This window comes from Micrococcus sp. HOU01, from assembly GCF_035609305.1.
Lineage (GTDB): Bacteria > Actinomycetota > Actinomycetes > Actinomycetales > Micrococcaceae > Micrococcus > Micrococcus luteus.
Genome location: NZ_CP141211.1, coordinates 641,014 through 661,448 on the forward strand (window position 1 = coordinate 641,014; position 20,435 = coordinate 661,448).

Consider the following 20,435-nt stretch of genomic DNA (forward strand, 5'->3'; position numbering starts at 1 on the left):
CCCATGTCCGCCGCCACCGCCCCCGCCCGGGGCAGCCACCCCGCCGAGAACGACGACGCCGCCCGCCCCGGTCCGTCGGGGCCGGTCGGTGTGCCCCGGTGGATCTGGGTGCTCGTGGCCGCCGCGGGAGCCGCCGGCCTCGCCGCCGCCGGCTGGCTGACCGGGGTCACCGCCGCACGCCAGCTCTCCGACCCGGGGTGGATCACCCGCTGGGGCGTGCCCGTGGGGGAGCTCGTCTCCAACCTGGCGATGTCCCTGACCATCGCGGCGCTGATCTTCGCGGCCGGGGTCCTGCCGCCGCACGCGGCGGGCACGGAACGGTGGCACCGCTCCGCCCGGCAGCGGCGCGAGGACGCGGACGCCGCACCGCTGCCCGAGCACCCCGCGTTCACCCGCGTGATGCGGATCGCCGCCGTCAGCGCCGGCGTGTGGACGGTGGCCGCGCTGGCCGTCGGCGTGCTGTCCTACTCGGATCTCGCCGGCATCCCCGTCACTGCGGGGCAGGGCTTCACGGACGGCCTGGCGGCCTACGTGGTCGGCATCTCGGTGGGCCAGGCGTGGTTCTGGGTCACCGTGATCGCCGCCGTCGTGACCACGTTGGCGATCGCCGTCCGCTCCCACAACGGCCTGTTCTGGACCGGCATCCTGGCGATGCTCGCCCTCGTGCCCCTGGCCCTGATCGGGCACGCGGCGGGCGGTGACGACCACACCGGCGCCGTGAACTCGATCGGCCTGCACCTGCTCGGCGTCGTCGTGTGGGTGGGCGGACTGCTCGTGCTCGTCGCGATCTCGGACACCCTCGTGGGGCCCAACGGGGCGCAGGGGCGGGGCCGCAGCCTGCGCCGGCAGGGCCCGGCGCCCCTGCTGCACACGGTCCTGACCCGCTACTCCGTGCTCGCCGGGCTGGGCCTGGTCACGGTGGCGCTGTCCGGCGTGGTCAACGCGTCGATCCGCATGGACGATCCGGCCCAGCTGCTGAGCCCCTACGGCATCCTCGTGTCGGCCAAGTTCCTGGCGGCCCTGGGCCTCGGCCTGATCGGCCTGCTGCACCGCCGGTGGGTGATCCCCCGCCTCGACGCCGGCCCGGACCGTCCCAGCCCCGCCCCCGCGCGTCGCCTGCTGTGGCAGCTCATCGCCGTGGAGGCCGTGATCATGGGCGCCGTCATGGGCGTCTCCTCCGTGCTCTCCCGGACGGCCCCGCCCGTGCCGGAGGAGCTCGCGCCGGACGCCTCCCCGGCCCGCATCCTCACCGGCTACGAGCTGCCGCCGGCCCTCGAGGGCGCCCGGTGGATCACGATGTGGCGGTTCGACTGGCTGTGGGTCGCGATCATCGCGTTCCTGACCCTCTGGTACCTGCGCTCCGTGTGGCAGCTGCGCCGCCGCGGCGACCGCTGGCCCGTGCTGCGCACCGTCGCGTGGCTCGCGGGCCTGGCCGTGCTGCTGTGGGCGACCTCCGGGTCCCCGGCCGTGTACGGCCGCGTCCTGTTCAGCGCGCACATGGTGGGCCACATGACGCTGACGATGCTCAGCCCCGTCTTCCTCGTCCTGGGCGCGCCGATCACCCTGGCGCTGCGGGCCCTGCCGTCCCGCACGGACGGGACGCGCGGCCCGCGCGAGTGGATCCTGTGGATCGTGCACTCCCCGTGGGGCCGGTTCATCACGAACCCGATCGTGGCGGGGGTCAACTTCGCCGGCTCGATCCTGGTGTTCTACTACACGGACTTCTTCCGGTTCTCGCTGCAGACCCACGTGGGCCACGAGTTCATGAACGTCCACTTCCTGCTGACCGGGTTCCTGTTCGCCCTGGTCATGATCGGCTCGGATCCGCTGCCGCGCCGGCCCCCGTACGCCCTGCGGCTCGTGCTCCTGATGGCCACGATGATCTTCCACGCCTTCATCGGCGTGGCCATGACCACCTCCACCGGCCTGATGCAGGCGTCCTGGTTCGGCAACATGGGCCGCGACTGGGGCCCCACTGCCCTCGAGGACCAGCGGATCGGCGGCGCGGTGATGTGGGGCATCGGCGAGTTCCCCACCGTGATGATGGCGGTGATGGTGGCCGTGCTCTGGTATCGCAGCGACCGCAAGAACGCGGTCCGGCTGGACCGGCAGGCCGACCGCGACGGCGACGCGGAGCTGCGCCGCTGGAACGAGATGTATGCCCGCATGCACGGCACCCCCGCCACCGACGCCCCGAGCGGCGCCGAGCCCGTGGCCCGCGACTCCTCCACCGGCCCCGAGGAGGCCCGTGATGTCCGCTGACCTCCTCCCTCCCCTCGGCCGCCCGGCCGCGCCCCGGCGTGGTCGGCTGCGTCTCGTGGCCGCCGTCGCCGCCGGTCTGCTCGCCCTGACGGGCTGCGGTGCCGGGGACGGCGATCCGGCCGCCGCGTCCGCGCCCGCGGACGGAGTCCACGGCGACGCCGGCACCGCGGCGCCCACGGAGTCGGCGGCCCCGGAGGGGCTCGGCCTGGGCGACCGTCAGGACGAGCGCATGGCGGAGGCCGCGGCCGAGCGTGCGGCCACGTTCGGCTTCGTCCGGCAGCGGGCCGCCACGGCGGAGGAGATCGACGCGGCCCGCGAGGACTCCCGGGACCGGCGTGCGGACGCGGACCGGACCACCGTGCAGCCGGCGCAGTGCAAGGCGCCGCTGACCGCCCTGGACTTCTCTCCGATCACCCTCGACGCGGCCGAGGCCACGCGGGTGGACGTCGGCGCCGACACCTTCACGGGCACGGGCACCGTGGAGGTCGCCCGGCTCACGGGCCAGGGCCGCCAGGACGTCGAGCGGCACCTCCAGACCGTCAACGCCCTGCGCGCCGACTGCCGCGAGATGACCATGACCGTGCAGGAGGGGGACGCGACCGTCGACTACCGCCTCGAGGTCTCCGACGCGCCGCTGTCCGAGGGCACCCCCGCGCAGTCCGCCCTCGTGTGGGAGCGGACCGTGGCCCCGGAGTCCGAGCCCCAGCTCACGGCCCAGGTGCTCACCGCCGTCACCTCCGACGCCGTGGTGATGGTCTCCTTCGTGGGCCGGCCCGAGGCCGGGCGCAAGGAGTTCACCCTCATCGCCGAGGAGATGCTGGCCGCCGCCCTGGCCGCCGACTGAGCCGGACCCGCCCGGCGGCGTCGTCTTTCCCCCTGTAACGCCGCCGGCGTCCGCTCACGGCTGACGCGTCCGGGGCGTGCGTCATGATGGTGGACATGACCGCACCGCAGACCCCGAACCCCGCCCCGACCGCTGACGCCCCCGCCGCCGTGCCGCGCGCGGCCACCCGGGTGCGCGCGTCCGAGCTCGTGGGCCGCGGCTGGCTGAACACCGGCGGCGAGCAGGTGGCCCTCGAGGACCTGCGCGGCAAGGTCGTGCTCCTCGACTTCTGGACGTTCTGCTGCATCAACTGCCTGCACGTCCTGGACGAGCTGCGCCCGCTCGAGGAGGAGTTCGCGGACGTGCTCGTCACGGTGGGCGTGCACTCGCCCAAGTTCGAGCACGAGGCGGACCCGGACGCGCTCGCGGCCGCCGTGGAGCGCTACGCCATCGAGCACCCCGTGCTGGACAACCCCGAGCTGACCACGTGGCAGGCGTACTCGGCGCGCGCGTGGCCCACCCTCGTGGTGGTGGACCCGGAGGGCTACATCGCCGCGCACCTGTCCGGCGAGGGGCACGTGGCCGGGCTCTATGGCCTCGTGCGCGAGCTCGTGGCCGAGCACGAGGCCAAGGGCACGCTGCACCGCGGCTCGGGCCCCTACGTCCCGCCCGCGCCCGTGGCCCGGGACCTGTCGTTCCCCGGCAAGGCCGTGTCCCTCGGGGGCCGCGGCTCCCGCCCGGGCACGTTCCTCGTCTCGGACACCGGCCACCACCGCCTCCTGGAGGTCGCCGAGGACCTGACCACGGTGCTCCGCGCGTTCGGCGGCGGGGACCCCGCCACGGCGGACGCGGGTCAGGCCGAGCTCGCATTCCCCACGCCCGGAGAGAAGGGCCACGCGGACGGCGGGCCGGACCAGGCGCTGTTCAACGAGCCGCAGGGCCTGGCGCTGCTGCCCGAGGACGTCGCCCAGCGCGTCGGCTACGACGTCGTCGTGGCGGACTCGGTCAACCACCGGCTGCGGGGCCTGCGCCTGTCGGACGGGCACGTCAGCACCCTCGCCGGCAACGGCGTGCAGAAGCTCATCGACTCCGAGCGCGCCAAGGAGGCCGCCGCCGTCGACGACGAGGGGGACGTCGCCGTCGACCTCGCGGACCTGCCCGGGGAGCCGACCGCGATCTCGCTGTCCTCCCCGTGGGACGTCGTGTGGCACCCCGCCCTGGGGCGTGTGGTGATCGCGATGGCCGGCACGCACCAGCTCTTCGACTTCGACCCCGTCACGGGCGCGCTCGCGGTGCACGCGGGCACGGCGCTCGAGGGCCTGCTGGACGGCGACGCCGGACGGGCCTGGTTCGCGCAGCCCTCGGGGCTGTCCGTGGGCGCGGACGGCACGCTGTGGGTCGCGGACTCGGAGACCTCCGCGGTGCGCTGGGTGCGGACCGGGGAGGACGGGCGCCGCGAGGTCGGGACCGCCGTCGGGGCGGGCCTGTTCGACTTCGGCCACGTGGACGGGGAGGCGGACCGCGCGCGCCTGCAGCACGCGCTGGGCGTCACGGCCCTGCCGGACGGCTCCGTGCTGATCGCCGACACGTACAACGGCGCGATCCGCCGGTACGCGCCGGCCGGCGAGGACGCCGCGGGCCGGGCGGTCCCGGCCACGGTGACCACGGTGGCGCGCGGGCTGCTCGAGCCCTCGGACGTGCTCGTGGAGCACGACGCGGACGGGAACGACACCGCGATCGTGGTGGTCGAGTCCAACGCCCACCGGCTCACGCGGCTGGCGGTGCCGGAGGAGTTCCTCACCGTGGACGAGGGCGCGCGGCAGACGCAGCGTCCCCGCACCCCGGTGGTGGCCGGCGACCTGGACCTGACGATCGGCTTCGCCGCGCCCACGGGGCAGAAGCTGGACAACCGCTGGGGCGATCCCACGCAGCTGAAGGTCTCCTCGTCCCCGGAGGAGCTGCTGCTCGAGGGCGCCGGCACGTCCACGGGGCTGCACCGGACGCTGCGGCTGAACCCCGAGGTCGAGGAGGGCGTCCTGCACATCACCGCCCGGGCCGCCGCGTGCGACGGGGAGAAGGGGCAGCCCATCCCGGACCACGCCGCCTGCCACCTGTACCAGCAGGACTGGGGCATCCCGGTCACGGTGCACACCCCGGACCGGGCCCCGGAGGGCGCCGAGACCCGCCTGGACCTGGACCTGCGCGGGATACACTGAGCGCGTCGTTCGCCCCCGACCCCGAAGGCTGCGCCCCACCATGACCACGCTCATCGTCACCTCGTCCGCCCACGGATCCACGCGAGAGATCGCCGAGCGTGTCGCGGAAGTGCTGCGCACGTCGCAGGCCGTCCCGACCGTGGTGGAGGACGTCGAGGGCGCCGCCGCGTGGCTGACCACGGCGGACGCGGTGATCGTCGCGGCCCCGGTCTACACGGGCTCGCTCGCCGCCGACGCGCGGGCGTTCCTCGACACCCGTCGGGCCGAGCTGGCGGACCTGCCGTTCGTGATCCTGGCCTCGGGCGGCGCGCCCGAGCTGGCCCGGCCGGTGCGGGAGAAGCTCGAGTCCTACGGCCCGCGCGAGGTGGCGTACTTCCGCGGGGCGCTCGTCGAGGAGCGCCTGGGCCGGCTGGAGAAGCTCAAGCTCAAGCTCTCCCGCAACGAGCACTACGGCGACTTCCGCGACTGGGACGCCATCGAGGCCTGGGCCAAGACCCTCTCCGGCGCCGGCGTGCGCTGACCTCACCCGCCGCGCTCGTCGACGAGACGGCGGGGGCGCAGGAGCCTCCACAGCCGCTGTCGTTGACGAAATGGCGCCGGAGGCTCTCGTGTCTGCAGCGGAGGCGAGCGGTTAGCCTGGCCGCATGTCCCCTTCCGCCCGTCGCCCCGCCGCGTCCTCCCGCCCCGCCCGGCCCCGCCCGACGACGGCGCCCTTCGCCCTGCCCGACCGGCCCGGCTGGGTGCGGCTCGCCGCGGGCGCGGTGGTCCCGGGCGTCATCGCCGCCGCCGCGGCGCTCGCGGCCCTGCAGGTGTTCGTCCTCAACCCGTTGGCCGCCGCGCCCGGCGACCGCGGCCTCGGGAGGATCTACGCGGACCTGAGCGCGGCGGGCCAGCTCGGCGTCCCCTTCGTCCTCCCGGCCGTGATCCTGGCGGCCGGGCTCGGTGTGGCCGCGATCCTGTGGTTCCTCACGTGGCGTCGCGAGGAGGTCGACCCGCTGGCGGTCCTCGCCCTGGGCCTCGCCTCGCTCGTCGCCGCGTCTCCGGCCTACTTCATGGCCTCGTTCGGGCCGGGCATGGCGCTCGCGGACACCTACGGCATCGGCGGGGGCGACCACAGCCCGTGGGCCTGGCCGATCTACGTGGTCAGCATGCTGGCGTTGGCGGGGCTGGTCGCCGTCGTCGTGCTCCTGCTGCGCGGTCCGGCGGGCGGACTCGGCGCCCCGCGGCGCCGGGCCTAGGCTGGCGGGACCGACCTGACCACGACCCCACCAGGAGGACGCACATGACCATCCGCGCCGGCATCGTCGGATACGGGAACCTCGGCCGCAGTGTGGAGAAGCTCGTGAAGCTCCAGCCGGACATGGAGCTGGTGGGCATCTTCTCGCGCCGCACCGGCCTGGACACGGACACGCCCGTGCTCCCGGCGGAGCGGGCCGCCGAGCACGCCGGGGAGATCGACGTGCTGTTCCTCTGCCTCGGCAGCGCCACGGACATCCCCGAGCAGGCGGCCGGCTACGCGCGGCACTTCACCACCGTGGACACCTACGACAACCACCAGCTCATCCCGCGGCACCGCGCCGAGATGGACGCCGCGGCCCGGGAGGGCGGGCACGTGGCGATGATCTCCACCGGCTGGGACCCGGGCCTGTTCTCGGTGAATCGGGTGCTGGGCGCGGCGCTGTTCCCGCAGCCGCAGCAGAACACGTTCTGGGGCAAGGGCCTCTCGCAGGGCCATTCCGACGCCGTCCGGCGGGTCCCCGGCGTCCGGCGCGGCGTGCAGTACACGATCCCCAGCGAGGAGGCGATCGCCGAGGCCCGCGCCGGTCGGGGCGCCGAGATCACCGGCGCCTCCGCGCACGTGCGTGAGTGCTACGTGGTGGCCGACGAGGCCGACCACGCGGCCATCACCGAGGCCATCACCACGATGCCGGACTACTTCGCCCCGTACGAGACCACCGTGCACTTCATCTCCGAGGAGGAGTTCGAGCGCGACCACCAGGGCATGCCGCACGGCGGCCACGTCGTCACCTCGGGCGACCTCGGCGGCTCGCGCAGCGCGGTCGAGTTCGTGCTGGAGCTGGAGTCCAACCCCGACTTCACCGCCGCCGCGCAGGTCGCCTACGGCCGTGCCGCCGCGCGCCTGAAGGCCCAGGGGGAGACGGGGGCGCGCACCGTGCTCGAGGTCGCTCCGTACCTGCTCTCGCCCACGGGGCTGGACGAGCTGATCCGCCGGGACGTCTGAGCCGCGGCGAGGCGCCCGGCGCGTGGCACCGGGCCGGGCGCCGCCGTCGTCGGCCTCAGGCCAGCAGCAGGGCGACGGCGATCATCGCCGGGATCGCGACGATCGTGGTGACCAGGATCGTGTCCTTCGAGACGCGCAGGCCCGTGTCGTAGCGGACGGCGGTGACGAACACGTTCTGTGCGGTGGGCAGGGAGGCCAGGACGACGGCGACGAACACGTGCCGCGCATCCAGACCGAACACGAACTGCGCGAGCAGCCAGGCCAGCAGCGGATGCACCACCAGCTTCACCGCCGAGGCGAGCAGCACGTCCGCGCGTCGCCCGCCGGCCCGCTCGAGCGGCCGCGAGCCGACCAGCGACATGCCGAACGCCAGGAGCATCGCCGGGATGGACAGTCCGCCGATGAGCTCCACGGACTCCATGAGGGGGCCCTGCAACGACCAGCCGGTGAGGGAGAAGACCAGGCCGGCCACCGAGCCCAGGATCAGGGGGTTGGTGACCGTGTGGCGGACCTGGTCGGCCACGGCGCGCCCGGGGGAGCGGCGCACCGCCCGGCGCCGGCCCGCCGTCGTGCGTCGTCGGGCCTCGCGCGCGGTGGCGGCGTCCATCGCGGCCACGTAGAGCGGCGTGTAGATCGCCAGCTGGAAGATGAGCGCCGGGGCGGCCAGGGCGGCGTCGCCGAGGACGTAGGCCGCGATGGGGATGCCGAGGTTCGCCGAGTTCACGAGCGAGGCGCTGAGCGCGGACATGATCCGCTCCGAGGCCGACCTGCCCTTCAGCAGCGGGACCGTCACCGCGAGGTACAGTGCGGCCGCGGTGAACGCGGACAGCGTGGCCACCCACAGCTGGGGGCCCAGCACGGCGCCCACGTCCGCGCGGGAGAGCGTGACGAACAGCAGGGCCGGGTTGCCGATGAAGAACGCCGCACGGGAGAGCACGGTGCGGCCGTGCTCGCCGAGCACCCCCGTGCGCCCCACCAGGACGCCCACGAGGATGATCACCCACACGACCGCGAAGCCGGAGAGCACCTGGGTCACGGACGGGCCTCCACGGGTCGGGGTGGGGCGGTCCGCGGCGGGGTCAGGTGCATGGCGCGATCCTACGCGGCGGGCTTCGGCTAGCCTGGATCACGACGGCGGCGCCCACCGCCGAGCGCGCCACGCGGCCCGGCCCCGCGCGGCAGGGCCCGGCGGCCCGGCGCGAAGGGGAGCGGATCCTCGGGCCCACCGCACGCGACGGACGTCGTCCCCGACCCGCGGCGCGGCATGGCCGGGAGCGCGCCGGCGAGGATGCACCATGACCCGTCAGTCCGACCTCAAGACCCTGATCCGTGCCCGCATGGCCGTCACCGGTGAGCGGTACACCGCCGCGGCGGCGGCCCTCGCTGACGAGTGGCAGTCCGCCGAGCGCTACCACGCGACCGTGCTTGCCCGCTTCTTCGACGGGGACCGGCTGCGCTCCATCCCTGCGCGTCGCAAGCCGCGGGTGGCCGTCCTTCTCGAGCTGTTGCGTCGCTTCAGAGCGGGCCGCGCCTACGCGGAGGCCGAGGTCAACGACCTGCTGCGCCCCGCCCACGAGGACGTGGCCACGCTGCGTCGCGAACTCGTGGACTACGGGTTCCTCGCCCGCGCCGACGGCGTCTACCGACTGGCGGACGCCGGGCCCGACCTCGACCCGCGCTTCGCCGCGGACCTGCCGGTCGACCTGGAACGCCGGCTGCGCGAGATCCGCGCGGGCCGTTGAGGGGAGCGGGACCCCGCACGTCGACCTGGAACGCCAGCGGTCGCCATGACGCCGGAATGTGGCCGCATTCCGACGTCTCGCGTTCCCGGTGCGGCCGTGGCGGGGCGACGTGGACCGACACGGCCCCGGGTCCCTCGCGTGAGGGGCCCGGGGCCGTCGTCGTGGTGTGGAGCGGGCGACGGGAATCGAACCCGCGTATCTTGCTTGGGAAGCAAGCGCTCTACCATTGAGCTACGCCCGCGCAACCGCTCAGCTTCCGCCTGCGGCGCGGGCACCACCATACACCAGCCCGGCCGGTGCACCGGCCCCGCGTCGTCATCGAGCCCCGCGGACCCGTACGTCAGTGCACCGGGTCCGCTGCGGCGACCTCGCGCGCCCGCACCCGCCGCGTCGCCGCCCGGGCGCGCGAGCGACCGAACGCGTCCGCGTACCGCGTGAGCACCGGCCCGGCGATCACGATGGAGAACTCCCCGCGGATGGTCAGGGCCGCACCCGCGCGCCAGCGGCCGGCCACGCCGTTTCCCGAACGAAAGCGCACCAGGGGCCGCCGTTTCCCGAACGAAAGCGCGCCGGGGGCCGCTGGTAGAGTCCGAACCGCGCCCGGCCGCGGCCGGACGCGTCCGGCAGCCCCTGTCCCGGAAGGACGTCCCATGCGCGACACCACGGCCGACGCGGCCCAGGTCCCCGCCCGCCCCGACGACGCGGCGGTGTACCGCTACCTCGCGTTCGGGGAGGCGGACCGCCCCTTCCTCGTCGGCGGTCCCCGGCCCGCACCGCTGGCCCCCGCCGCGACGCCGTCCCCGGTCGCCGACCTCGAGTCGGTCCGCGCCGCGATCCGCGCCCACGGCGGCCCCCTGGCCTCGACCGCGCACGTGTGCGGCCGCCCCGCCCCGACGCCTTCGGCCGCCGACGCGCCCCGCGGCCTGCGCGGTGCCGCGCGCACCCTGACCGCGACCCGCCGCGACGTCGCCGCACGCCTGGCCGACTCCCGCGAGCGCGCCGACGTGCCCGTCGAGGCGCTGCTGAACTCGGCCTTCGTCGACGCCCACGCGGACGAGCGCCCCGCCGATCGCGGCGTGCCGCGCGGGCGGCTCGCCGGCCTGGTGGACGCCGTCCTCCCGCCGGCCCGCCACGCGGACGACGACGCCGCGGCCGGCCTGCTGCTCGCCCTGCGCGAGCCGGTCCGCGAGGTGTTCGCCTCCGACTCGTTCGCCGCCCGCCCGTACGCCGACGCGCCCACCGTCCGCGCGCTCTTCGAGGACTTCCTCGCCCACCCGCGCCTGCACGACCCCGAGCGCTTCTGGCGCCTGCTCAACCTCGAGCTCTGGCTGCGCGACGCGGTGGACGCGGACGCCGCCCCGGCCGGCCCCGCCACCGCGGTCGACGAGGCCCCCACCGCCCCGGCACCGGCCAAACCGGACCACGAGCCGAACCCGGGCAAGGAGCTCGACCTGGTCTCCGCCGAGGACGGCCGCCGCTACCGCCGCTTCCCGGTGCAGACCGGCCTGGTGGACCGGGACACGGACCTGCAGGCCTACCTGCGCGGCGAGATCGAGGACTTCTTCCGCGACCTGCCCGCGGACGCGATGCCGCAGGACGCCCCGTGGCACTTCTCCGTGTCCGAGAAGATCGTGGCCATCACCCAGGGTCGCTCCTACTACACGTGGGAGGTCCGCCCCTCCGTGGCCGCCCGCGTCCTCTCCCGCCTGGTCACCCGCACGCCCGCGGGCATCGGCCTGGGCGATCCCACCACCATGCAGCTGGCCATCCAGGAGGCGGGCCTGCCGCGCATCGTGCTCTCCGCGGCGGCCGGCGCCGCCGGCAAGGTCGCCGGCAAGCGCGGTGTGTTCTACAACGTGGTGGGCGGCAACGTCCGCGCGATCGACGGGCCCACCACCTACTCCACGTTCCCGGCCAACGTCTCGGCCAAGCTGCCGCCGGCCGAGCCGGACCGGGTGGCCGCCGAGGTCTCGGCGATGATCCGGGCGGCGGACATCCCGGCCTGGGCGAAGGCATCCTTCGCCGGCACCGTCGTGATGGACGCCAACGACATCGGCCGCAACGCCCTCGGCCGGGACACGGAGGCCTCCGCCGCCGTCCTCGAGGCCGCCTTCGCGGACAACCCGCTGGGCCAGGGCCGCGAGCGCACCCCGCTGGCCGTCGTCGTGCGAATGGACTGAGCCGTGCTGCTCTCCGACCGCGACATCCGCGCCGAGCTCGACTCCGGGCGCGTGGGCCTGGACCCCCTCGACCCGGCGATGGTCCAGCCCGCGTCCGTGGACGTGCGCCTGGACCGGTTCTTCCGGCTCTTCGACAACCACCGGTACGCGCACATCGACCCGCGCCAGGAGCAGGACGAGCTGACCCGGCTGGTGGAGGTGGACCCGGACGAGGCGTTCATCCTGCATCCGGGGGAGTTCGTGCTCGGCTCCACCTATGAGCAGGTCACGCTGCCGGACGACCTCGCCGCCCGCCTCGAGGGCAAGTCCTCGCTGGGGCGGCTGGGCCTGCTGACGCACTCGACCGCCGGGTTCATCGACCCCGGGTTCTCCGGGCACGTCACGCTCGAGCTGTCCAACGTGGCCACGCTGCCCATCACGCTGTGGCCGGGGATGAAGATCGGCCAGCTGTGCTTCTTCCGGCTCTCCTCGTCGGCCCAGTCGCCGTACGGCACCGGGGCCAACCAGAACCGGTACCAGGGTCAGCGCGGGCCCACGGCCTCCCGGGCGCACCGGGACTTCCACCTCACCCGCATCGAGCGATGACCGACGTCGCGCTCCCGCCGGTCGCCTCCGCCGCCCCGCGCCGCCAGGTGGCCGCGTGGGCGCTGTGGGACTGGGGCTCGGCCGCGTTCAACGCGGTCATGGTCACCTTCGTGTTCGGCACCTACCTGGCCTCGGACGCGTTCGGGCCGGACGAGCGGGGCACGGCCTGGCTCTCGACGGCGATGGCGGTGGCCGGCGTCGTCATCGCGGTCACCGCGCCCGTGCTGGGGCGTCGGGCGGACGGCGCGGGACGGCGCCGGCGGGGGCTGGCGCTGACCACGGGCGCCGTGATCGCGTGCACCGCAGCTTGCTTCTGGGTCACCCCGGAGGAGTCCTCCCTTCTGCTGGGCGTCACCCTGATCGCCCTGGGCACGGTGTTCTTCGAGTTCGCGGAGGTGCAGGTCAACGCGATCCTCGTGCACATCTCGACGCCGGCCACGATCGGCCGGATCTCGGGCATCGGCTGGGGCGCGGGGTATCTCGGCGGCATCCTGCTGCTGCTGATCGTGTTCGTGGGCTTCGTCTCGGGTGACGCGCACTGGTTCGGCGTCACGGAGGACGCGGCGCTGAACATCCGGGTGGTCGCGCTCGTGGCCGCCGCGTGGTTCCTCGTGTTCGCGATCCCCGTGCTGGTGGCCGTGCCGGACCCGGCCCCCGCCCCGGCGGCGGACGGCGGGCCGCGCCGTGAGTCGGTGCTGGGCTCCTACCGCGAGCTGGGGGCCACGCTGGCCCGGATGTGGCGCGAGGATCGGAACACGCTGTGGTTCCTCGTGGCCTCGGCGGTGTTCCGCGACGGCGTGGGCGCGGTGTTCGTCTACGGCGCCATCCTGGGCACCACGGTCTACGGGCTGGCGACCTCGGACGTGATCCTGTTCGCGATCGCGGCCAACGTGGTGGCCGCCCTGGGCGCCTTCGTGGGCGGGCGGCTCGACGACGCGGTCGGTCCGCGCCGGGTGATCCTCGGTTCGCTGGCCGCCATGGTCCTCGTGGCCGGGGCGCTGTTCTTCGCCTCGGGCACCCTCGCGTTCTGGGTCGGCGGGCTGGCGCTGTGCCTGTTCGTGGGCCCGGTGCAGTCGGCCTCGCGCGCGTTCCTGGGCCGGCTCACCACGCCGCGGACGGCTGGCGAGGTGTTCGGGCTGTACGCCACCACGGGCCGCGCGGTCGGGTTCATCACGCCCGCGCTCGTCACGCTCGCGCTCGCCCTGCACCCGGACAACCGGGTGGTCATCCCCGTGATCGCCGTCGTGCTCGTGGCCGGTGGGCTGCTGTTCGCCCGGGTCACGGAGCCGATCACGCGGAGCGCGGAATCGGTCCGCTGACCCCGGGTGGGGCGCATCCCTCCGTTAGGCTGGACCGGACCCTCGCCCGTGCCTGACGAAGGGACCGCATGCTCGTCATCCTGACCGCGCTCTTCGTCGTCGCGCTCGCCGCCCCGGTGCTCTTCCGGTGGACGGGACGTCAGGGGTTCTATCTGCTCGCCGCCGCTCCCGCGGCGGGCTTCGTCTGGCTGCTCACTCAGCTGCCGCACGTGTTCGCGCTGCAGGAGGCGCTCGACGCCAGGCCGGTCCCGGCCTCGGCGGCGCGCCTGGACCGCGCCGTGCCGTGGGTGCCGTACCTCGAGATCGAGCTCGCGTTCCGCATGGACATGCTGGCCGCGTTCATGTCCCTGATCGTGCTGGGAGTCGGCGCGCTGGTCCTGGCCTACTGCGCCCGCTACTTCCGGGAGCACGAGCCGCGCAACGCGGTGTTCGGCGGGCAGCTGCTGGCGTTCGCCGGCGCGATGTTCGGGCTCGTCACCACGGACAACCTGATGGTGCTCTACACCTTCTGGGAGATCACGTCCGTCCTGTCCTTCCTGCTGATCGGCTACTCGGGCCACCGCATCTTCGCCCGCCGCTCCGCCATCACCGCCCTGATCGTCACCACGTTCGGCGGCCTGGCCATGCTCGCCGGCCTCATCATGCTGGCCCACGTCTCCGGCTCCTGGCGGATCTCCGGCGTGCTCGAGGCGGCCCCGGCCCTCATGGCGGACCCCGGGATGCGCGGGCTGCTCGAGGTCGCCGTCGCGCTCGTGCTGATCGGCGCCCTGACCAAGTCGGCCCAGGCGCCGTTCCACTTCTGGCTCCCGGCCGCCATGGCCGCGCCCACCCCCGTGTCCGCGTACCTGCACGCGGCGGCCATGGTGAAGGCCGGCGTGTTCCTCGTGGCCCGCCTGGCCCCGGAGTTCCACGACCTCACGTCCTGGCAGGTCCTGGTGCTCGGCGTCGGCCTGTGGACCCTGGTGCTCGGCGGCTGGCGCGCCCTGCGGCAGACGGACGTCAAGCTCGTGCTCGCCTACGGCACGGTCTCCCAGCTCGGCTTCCTCATGGTGGCCAACGGCCTGGGCACCCGGGACGCGGCGATGGCCGGGCTCGCCATGCTCCTGGCCCACGCGGTGTTCAAGGCGCCGCTGTTCATGATCGTCGGCATCATCGACCATGAGACCGGCACCCGCGACCTGCGCCAGCTCTCCGGCATCGGGCGCCGCCATCCGGTCCTGGCCGCCGTCGCCGTGGCGGCGGGGCTGTCCATGGCCGGGCTGCCCCCGCTGTTCGGCTTCGTGGCCAAGGAGTCCGTGCTCGAGTCGCTGGCCGCCCACGGGGCCGCCCACGGCGGCGTGTGGGGCTGGACGCCGCTCGTGCTCATGACCGTGGGCTCGGTGCTCACCTTCGCCTACACGTGGCGGTTCCTGTGGGGCTCGTTCGCCGCCAAGCGGGACGAGGAGGGGGCCGCGGTCCCCGTCACGCGCTTCCACACCCGCGTCACCACCCTCGAGCTGGCCCCGGCCGCGCTGCTCGCGCTCGCCGGCCTGGTGCTCGCCTTCCTGCCCGGCCCGGTGGAGGGGATCATCACCGCCCACACGGGCTCCCTGCCGCCGCTGGACCCGGAGGAGGCGCCGGCCTACCTGGCCCTGTGGCACGGCTGGACGCCCATCCTCGCCCTCTCCGCGGGGGTCTGGGTGCTCGGCGCGCTGCTCGCCCTCGGCCGGCCGGGAGTCGAGGCGTTCCAGCGCCGCGTCGAGTTCCCGGTCGACGCCCTGCGCACGTACCGGAAGATCACCGGCGCCCTCGACGAGGTCGCCATCTGGGTCACGGGGCGCACCCAGACCGGCTCCCTGCGCCGCTACCTGGGCATCATCCTGGCCACCGCGTTCCTGCTGCCGGCCGCGTTCCTGCTCTTCCCCGTGGGGCGCAGCGAGCGCACGCTGGCCACCTCGTTCCTCTCCGCGGACGTCGCCTGGTTCCAGACCCCGGCGCAGCTGGTCGTGGTGCTGATGATCGCCGTCGCCACCGTGTTCGCCGTCCGCGCGCGCCGCCGCTTCAAGGCGATCATGCTGGTGTCCGTGACCGGCTACGGCGCCGCCGCCCTGTTCGCGATGCGCGGCGCCCCGGACCTCGCGATCACCCAGGTGCTCGTGGAGACCATCATCCTGGTCACCCTCATCCTGGGCCTGCGCGTGCTGCCGCCGGACTGGTACGACCGCCGCACCGGCTCGCGGCGGCTGGGCCGCCTGGCCGTGGCCGTCGGGTTCGCGCTGACCATGATGTGGATCGCCGCCACCGCGCTGGCCGCCCGCACGGCGGAGCGGATCTCGCTGCCCATGCCGGAGCTCGCCTACACGGACGGCTACGGCACGAACGCCGTGAACGTCACCCTCGTGGACATCCGCGCGTGGGACACGTGGGGCGAGATCACGGTGCTGGCCGCCGCGGCCACCGGCGTGGCCTCCCTGATCTTCCTGCAGCACCGCGACGGGCGCACCCGCAGCATCGACGACGTCGCCCCCGGCTCCGTCGGCGACTTCGGCGCCGACTCCTCGCTCGGGGCCCGCGAGCTGTCCGTCGTGCGCAGCTTCGCTGTGGACGATCGCAAGGGCCAGTGGCTCGTGGCCGGCCACACGATGGCCCCCGAGCGGCGCTCGATCATCCTCGAGGTCGTCACCCGCTTCATGTTCCCGATCATGATGCTGCTCTCCGTCTACCTGCTGCTGGCCGGGCACAACACCCCCGGCGGCGGCTTCGCCGGCGGCCTGCTCGCAGGCCTGGCCCTCACGCTGCGCTTCCTCGCCGGCGGCCGGTACGAGCTGCAGGAGGCCTCCGTGATCCCGGCCGGGCCCATGATCGGCCTGGGCCTGGCGATCGCCACGCTCACCGGGATCGCCCCGCTCTTCTTCGGCGGGCAGATCCTGCAGTCCTATGTGGTGGAGTTCACCGACCTGCCGCTGTTCGGCGACGCCCTCAAGCTGGTCTCGGCCACGGCGTTCGACATCGGCGTGTACCTCGTGGTGGTCGGGCTCGTGATCGACGTGCTGCGCTCGCTCGGCGGTGAGGTGGACCGCCGGGGCGAGGAGGCCCGCCGCGCCCGCCTGCGCGCCGCGGCCCGCCGTCGTCATCCGCGCATGCCCACCCCGTCCACCCCCGACGCCCCGGAGGCCGCCCGATGATGACCGTCGACCTGGCCCTGCTCCTGGCGATGGGCGTGATGTTCGCCGGGGGGATCTACCTGGTGCTCGAGCGCAGCCTGACGCGCATCCTGCTCGGCATCGTGCTGATCAACAACGGCGCCATCATGCTGCTGTTCCTCTCCTCGGGCGGCACGGGCCTGGCCCCGCTGTTCGTGCGCGGACGGGACCCGCACGAGTACGCGGACACGCTGCCGCAGGCGCTGATCCTCACCGCGATCGTGATCGGCTTCGCCGTGGTCGCGTTCCTGACCGCCATGATCTACCGCTCGTGGCTGCTCGTCCGCGAGGACGAGGTCGAGGTGGACGCGGAGGACGTCAAGATCGCCCGGATGCCCGCCTGGGACGCGGAGGACGACGCGGAGCTCGTGGAGGAGTCCTCCGAGTTCCTGGACGACGCCGCGGACCCCAACGCCCACTACGAGCACGCGACGGAGGCACGGCCCCAGGTGCAGCACGCCACGCCCGCCCCCCAGGCGCCCACCGGATCCGGGGCAGCGTCCCGCGGCCGCCGTCCCGAGGGCGGGGAGCGCGCATGAGCATCGGTTCCGTCCCCCTGACCGACCTGGCCCCGCTGGCCGTCATGCTGCCCGTGCTGGGCGCGGCCGTGACCTTCATGCTCGTGCGCCGCCCCCGCGCGCAGATCACCGTCACGGTCTCCGCGCTCGTGCTCACCCTCGTGCTGGACGCGCTGCTGCTGGCCGCGGTCTGGGACACCGGGGTCGCGGCCGTCCACCTCGGCGGCTGGCCGGCCCCGCTGGGCATCAGCCTCGTGGTGGATCGGCTCTCGGCCCTCATGCTCGTGGTGTCGGCGCTGATCACCCTGGCGGTGCTGCTGTACGCCTCGGCGCAGGGGCTGATCAACCGGGACGAGGGTGGGCCGGTCTCGATCTTCCACCCCACGTTCCTGATCCTCGTGGCGGGCGTGTCCAACGCGTTCCTCGCCGGCGACCTGTTCAACCTCTACGTGGGCTTCGAGATCCTCCTGACGTCCTCCTACGTGCTGCTGACCATGGGGGGCACCGCCCAGCGCATCCGCGCGGGCGTCACCTACGTGGTGGTCTCCGTGCTCTCCTCGGTGGTGTTCCTGATCGCGATCGCGATGATCTACGCGGCCACCGGCACCGTGAACATGGCGGACCTGGCCGTGAAGCTGGGCGAGCTGCCCACCGACGTGCAGATGGTCCTGCACGTGCTGCTCCTGGTGGGCTTCGGCATCAAGGCGGCCGTGTTCCCGCTGTCCTTCTGGCTGCCGGACTCGTACCCCACCGCGCCCGCCCCGGTGACCGCGGTGTTCGCGGGCCTGCTCACCAAGGTGGGCGTGTACGCGATGATCCGCACCGAGACGCTGCTCTTCCCGGGGGAGCACGTCAACGCGCTCCTGCTCGTGGTGGCCGCGCTGACCATGGTGGTGGGCATCCTCGGCGCGCTGGCCCAGACGGACATCAAGCGCATCCTGTCCTTCATCCTCGTCTCCCACATCGGCTACATGATCTTCGGCCTGGGCCTGGCCACGGAGGCGGGGCTGGCGGCCACCGTGTACTACGTGGCCCATCACATCACCGTGCAGACCGCGCTCTTCCTCGTCACGGGCCTGATCGAGAACCGCGCCGGCACCGCGAACATCGACCGCCTCGGGTCCCTGGCGAAGGTCTCCCCGTTCGTGAGCGTCCTGTTCCTCGTGCCCGCGCTCAACCTCGGCGGCATCCCGCCGTTCTCCGGCTTCCTCGGCAAGGTCGGCCTGCTGCGCGGCGGCGTCGAGCAGGCCACGCCCCTGGCCTACACGCTGGTGGGCGTGTCCCTGCTCGTGTCCCTGCTGACCCTGCTCGTGGTGGTGCGCGTGTGGACCCGCGCGTTCTGGCGCCGCGTCGAGGACGTGGAGCACCCGCCCGCCCAGCTCGTGGCCGCCTACGAGCGGGCCGTCGCCCGTGGCGAGCGCCCCCGCCCGCTCGAGCCGGGCCTCGTGCTGCCCACCACGGCGCTCGTGGGCCTGACGCTGGTGTTCACGGTGGCCGCCGGTCCGCTGTTCGCGCTGGCCGACGAGGCCGCCACGGACATGCTCGACCGCTCGCCCTACATCGCGGCGGTGCTCGACGACGCCGCGGCCGAGCGGGCCGCGGCCACCCTCAGCGTCGACCCGACGGAGGTGCACGATGCCCGGAAGTGACTCCGCCCGCCGCGGCGTGGTGCGCCCCGACCGGATCCGGGGCATCGTGGCCCAGTGGCCGCTGATCCTCGTGATGGTGGCCGTGTGGTGCGCCCTGTGGCAGGACTTCGCTCCGCACGTGGCCCTGACCGGCCTCGCCTTCGCGCTGCTGATCATCGGGCTCTTCCCGATGCCGAGCATCCCGTTCAGCGGCCGTCTGAACCCCTGGTGGTCCCTCGTGTTCACGGTGCGGTTCCTCGTCGACGTCGTGCGCGCCTCAGTCAACGTGGCCGGGACGGTGCTGCTGCGTGGCCGCCGCGCCCGCGGCTCGATCGTGGGCGTCCCGCTGCGCAGCCACGACGACCTCATCATCACGCTCGTCAGCCACGCCCTGGCCCTGGTGCCGGGCTCGATCGTGCTGGACGTGGACCGGGTCCGCTCCGTCCTGTACCTGCACGTGCTCGACGCGACCACGGACGAGGACGTGGCGGGCTTCCGCGCCAAGGCCCTCGACGTGGAGGCGGGCATCATCCGCGCCGTCGGCACGCGTGAGGACCTCGAGCTGGTCCGCCGCTTCCCGAGTTCGGCGCCCCCCGCCGCCCGCCCCCCGAAGGAGGAGGCCTGATGGACCCCATGGACCTGGCCACGTGGGCCGGCGGGGCGCTGCTCGTGGTCGGCGCCGTCGGTGCGCTCTACCGGATCGTGCGCGGCCCCTCGCTGCTGGACCGGGCGGTCGCCACGGACGTGCTGCTCGTGGTGTTCTCCGGGATGCTCGTCCTGGAGATGGCCGTGCACCGCCACACCCACCACGTGGTCCTCGTGGTGCTGGCCGCCACCGTCGGCTTCGTCGGCTCGGTGACGGTGGCGCGCTTCGCGGAGGACCGGCGCCCGGACCACTCGCTCGAGGACCAGGCGCGCGTGCCCGGCACCACGGACGTGCCGGGCGGGGAGGAGGGCCGATGACCGACACCGCCACGCTCCTGGACTGGCTGGCCGCGTTCCTGCTCGTCAGCGGTGCCTTCTTCTCCCTGGTGGCCGGCGTGGGCCTGTTCGTGCTCCCGGACCTGCTGGCCCGCATGCACGCCGCCGCCAAGCCGCAGGTCCTCGGCCTGCTGCTCATGCTCGCCGGGCTGGCGATCGAGTGGCGGTCGTGGGTGTGGCTGCCCGTGCTGTTGCTGGCGTGGGTCACCCAGATGGTCACGGCCCCGGTGGCCTCCCACCTGGTGGGCCGTACGGGCTACCGCACCAAGCACGCCCGCCGTGAGCTGTTGCACCGGGACGAGCTGGCCGCCGTCGTCCGTCGCGCCGAGCCCCCGGCGGACCCCGGGCCGCGCCGCGCCGGCGCCCGGCCGCGCGGGCGCCGCTGACACCACCCCGCATAGCACGACGGCCGCCGTCCGGATCCCTCCGGGCGGCGGCCGTCGTCGTGGTGGTGGCGGGGCGGCTCAGACCTCGTGGTCCACGCGGTGCGCGGTGGACTCGGACACCTTGCGGATCGCGGCGCCGGCGCCGCGCTGGCCGGCGACCTTCAGCAGCGCCGCGACGCCCGCGGAGATGAACGCGAAGGACAGGGCCTCGATGAGGGGCAGCGTCTCGTCGGCCGCGTCGTTCGGGGCGCTGTGGCCGGTGACGAGCCGCCAGCCGCCCGCCACCACGCGGGAGCCGACGATGCCGCCGACCAGCGTGATGCCGGCGGACAGGGCCTTCTGGGCGAGCGTGTTCATGGTGCGCCTTCCGT

17 protein-coding genes, 1 tRNA gene and 2 pseudogenes are annotated in these 20,435 nt (G+C 74.1%); 16 read left to right on the forward strand and 4 right to left on the reverse strand.

The window, feature by feature from the left end:
* Nucleotides 1-3: 3 nt before the first annotated feature.
* The 6 genes from SOY78_RS03000 to SOY78_RS03025 all read left to right on the forward strand — a co-directional run bounded on the left by SOY78_RS03000 (nt 4) and on the right by SOY78_RS03025 (nt 7,543).
* Nucleotides 4-2,262: a cytochrome c oxidase assembly protein gene (locus tag SOY78_RS03000; RefSeq protein WP_324701771.1), complete on the forward strand. Its 2,259-nt coding sequence runs from the start codon at nt 4-6 to the stop codon at nt 2,260-2,262.
* A complete protein-coding gene (locus SOY78_RS03005) occupies nt 2,252-3,106 on the forward strand; it encodes a hypothetical protein (protein ID WP_324701772.1) in 855 nt (284 codons plus the stop codon). Before SOY78_RS03000 ends, SOY78_RS03005 begins: the two co-directional genes overlap by 11 nt.
* A gap of 95 nt (nt 3,107-3,201) precedes the next feature.
* Nucleotides 3,202-5,301: an NHL domain-containing thioredoxin family protein gene (locus SOY78_RS03010; RefSeq protein ID WP_324701773.1), complete on the forward strand. Its 2,100-nt coding sequence runs from the start codon at nt 3,202-3,204 to the stop codon at nt 5,299-5,301.
* A 40-nt stretch (nt 5,302-5,341) separates the two neighbouring features.
* Nucleotides 5,342-5,821 (forward strand): flavodoxin domain-containing protein, encoded by a 480-nt coding sequence (locus SOY78_RS03015; RefSeq protein WP_324701774.1) that lies wholly within the window; start codon nt 5,342-5,344, stop codon nt 5,819-5,821.
* Nucleotides 5,822-5,945: 124 nt separating this feature from the next.
* Entirely contained in the window at nt 5,946-6,539 is a 594-nt protein-coding gene (locus SOY78_RS03020) for a hypothetical protein (RefSeq protein WP_044658532.1), read from the forward strand.
* A 44-nt stretch (nt 6,540-6,583) separates the two neighbouring features.
* Entirely contained in the window at nt 6,584-7,543 is a 960-nt protein-coding gene (locus tag SOY78_RS03025; protein WP_036385002.1) for a diaminopimelate dehydrogenase, read from the forward strand.
* Nucleotides 7,544-7,598: 55 nt separating this feature from the next.
* On the opposite strand, the gene SOY78_RS03030 is transcribed toward SOY78_RS03025, so the two are convergent.
* Nucleotides 7,599-8,579, reverse strand: a complete 981-nt coding sequence (locus tag SOY78_RS03030; RefSeq protein ID WP_060774885.1) for an AEC family transporter — start codon at nt 8,577-8,579, stop codon at nt 7,599-7,601.
* Nucleotides 8,580-8,838: 259 nt separating this feature from the next.
* On the opposite strand from SOY78_RS03030, the gene SOY78_RS03035 reads away from it, so the two are divergent.
* Entirely contained in the window at nt 8,839-9,285 is a 447-nt protein-coding gene (locus tag SOY78_RS03035) for a DUF2087 domain-containing protein (RefSeq protein WP_036317141.1), read from the forward strand.
* A gap of 167 nt (nt 9,286-9,452) precedes the next feature.
* Here SOY78_RS03035 and SOY78_RS03040 read toward each other — a convergent pair.
* Nucleotides 9,453-9,526 (reverse strand) — tRNA-Gly (locus tag SOY78_RS03040).
* Between the two features lie 99 nt (nt 9,527-9,625).
* Nucleotides 9,626-9,814: pseudogene (locus SOY78_RS03045) on the reverse strand (cation:proton antiporter); the annotation flags it as partial.
* A gap of 121 nt (nt 9,815-9,935) precedes the next feature.
* On the opposite strand from SOY78_RS03045, the gene SOY78_RS03050 reads away from it, so the two are divergent.
* From SOY78_RS03050 to mnhG, 9 genes and pseudogenes are all read left to right on the forward strand, one after another.
* Nucleotides 9,936-11,465: a hypothetical protein gene (locus SOY78_RS03050; RefSeq protein ID WP_324701776.1), complete on the forward strand. Its 1,530-nt coding sequence runs from the start codon at nt 9,936-9,938 to the stop codon at nt 11,463-11,465.
* 3 nt (nt 11,466-11,468) lie between these two features.
* Nucleotides 11,469-12,050: a dCTP deaminase gene (dcd, locus tag SOY78_RS03055; RefSeq protein ID WP_002858370.1), complete on the forward strand. Its 582-nt coding sequence runs from the start codon at nt 11,469-11,471 to the stop codon at nt 12,048-12,050.
* Nucleotides 12,002-13,369, forward strand: a pseudogene (locus SOY78_RS03060) (MFS transporter); the annotation flags it as partial. The gene dcd and the pseudogene SOY78_RS03060, both read left to right, overlap by 49 nt.
* 68 nt (nt 13,370-13,437) lie before the next feature.
* A complete protein-coding gene (locus SOY78_RS03065) occupies nt 13,438-16,533 on the forward strand; it encodes a Na+/H+ antiporter subunit A (protein ID WP_324701777.1) in 3,096 nt (1,031 codons plus the stop codon).
* Complete coding sequence (locus tag SOY78_RS03070; protein ID WP_002858374.1) at nt 16,530-17,090, forward strand: NADH-quinone oxidoreductase subunit K; 561 nt, start codon at nt 16,530-16,532, stop codon at nt 17,088-17,090. Before SOY78_RS03065 ends, SOY78_RS03070 begins: the two co-directional genes overlap by 4 nt.
* Entirely contained in the window at nt 17,087-18,718 is a 1,632-nt protein-coding gene (locus SOY78_RS03075; RefSeq protein ID WP_044658842.1) for a Na+/H+ antiporter subunit D, read from the forward strand. Before SOY78_RS03070 ends, SOY78_RS03075 begins: the two co-directional genes overlap by 4 nt.
* Nucleotides 18,705-19,322, forward strand: coding sequence for a Na+/H+ antiporter subunit E (locus SOY78_RS03080; protein WP_036383643.1), 618 nt, complete (start codon nt 18,705-18,707; stop codon nt 19,320-19,322). Before SOY78_RS03075 ends, SOY78_RS03080 begins: the two co-directional genes overlap by 14 nt.
* A complete protein-coding gene (locus tag SOY78_RS03085; RefSeq protein WP_036383645.1) occupies nt 19,322-19,660 on the forward strand; it encodes a monovalent cation/H+ antiporter complex subunit F in 339 nt (112 codons plus the stop codon). The genes SOY78_RS03080 and SOY78_RS03085 overlap by 1 nt, the downstream gene beginning before the upstream one ends.
* Nucleotides 19,657-20,064: a monovalent cation/H(+) antiporter subunit G gene (gene mnhG / locus SOY78_RS03090; RefSeq protein ID WP_036383647.1), complete on the forward strand. Its 408-nt coding sequence runs from the start codon at nt 19,657-19,659 to the stop codon at nt 20,062-20,064. The genes SOY78_RS03085 and mnhG overlap by 4 nt, the downstream gene beginning before the upstream one ends.
* Before the next feature lie 78 nt (nt 20,065-20,142).
* Here the strand turns inward: mnhG and SOY78_RS03095 are convergent, their stop codons facing one another.
* The gene (locus tag SOY78_RS03095) at nt 20,143-20,421 is read right to left on the reverse strand and encodes a DUF4235 domain-containing protein (protein ID WP_036383649.1); all 279 of its coding nucleotides are present in this window, start codon (nt 20,419-20,421) and stop codon (nt 20,143-20,145) included.
* Between the last annotated feature and the right edge of the window lie 14 nt (nt 20,422-20,435).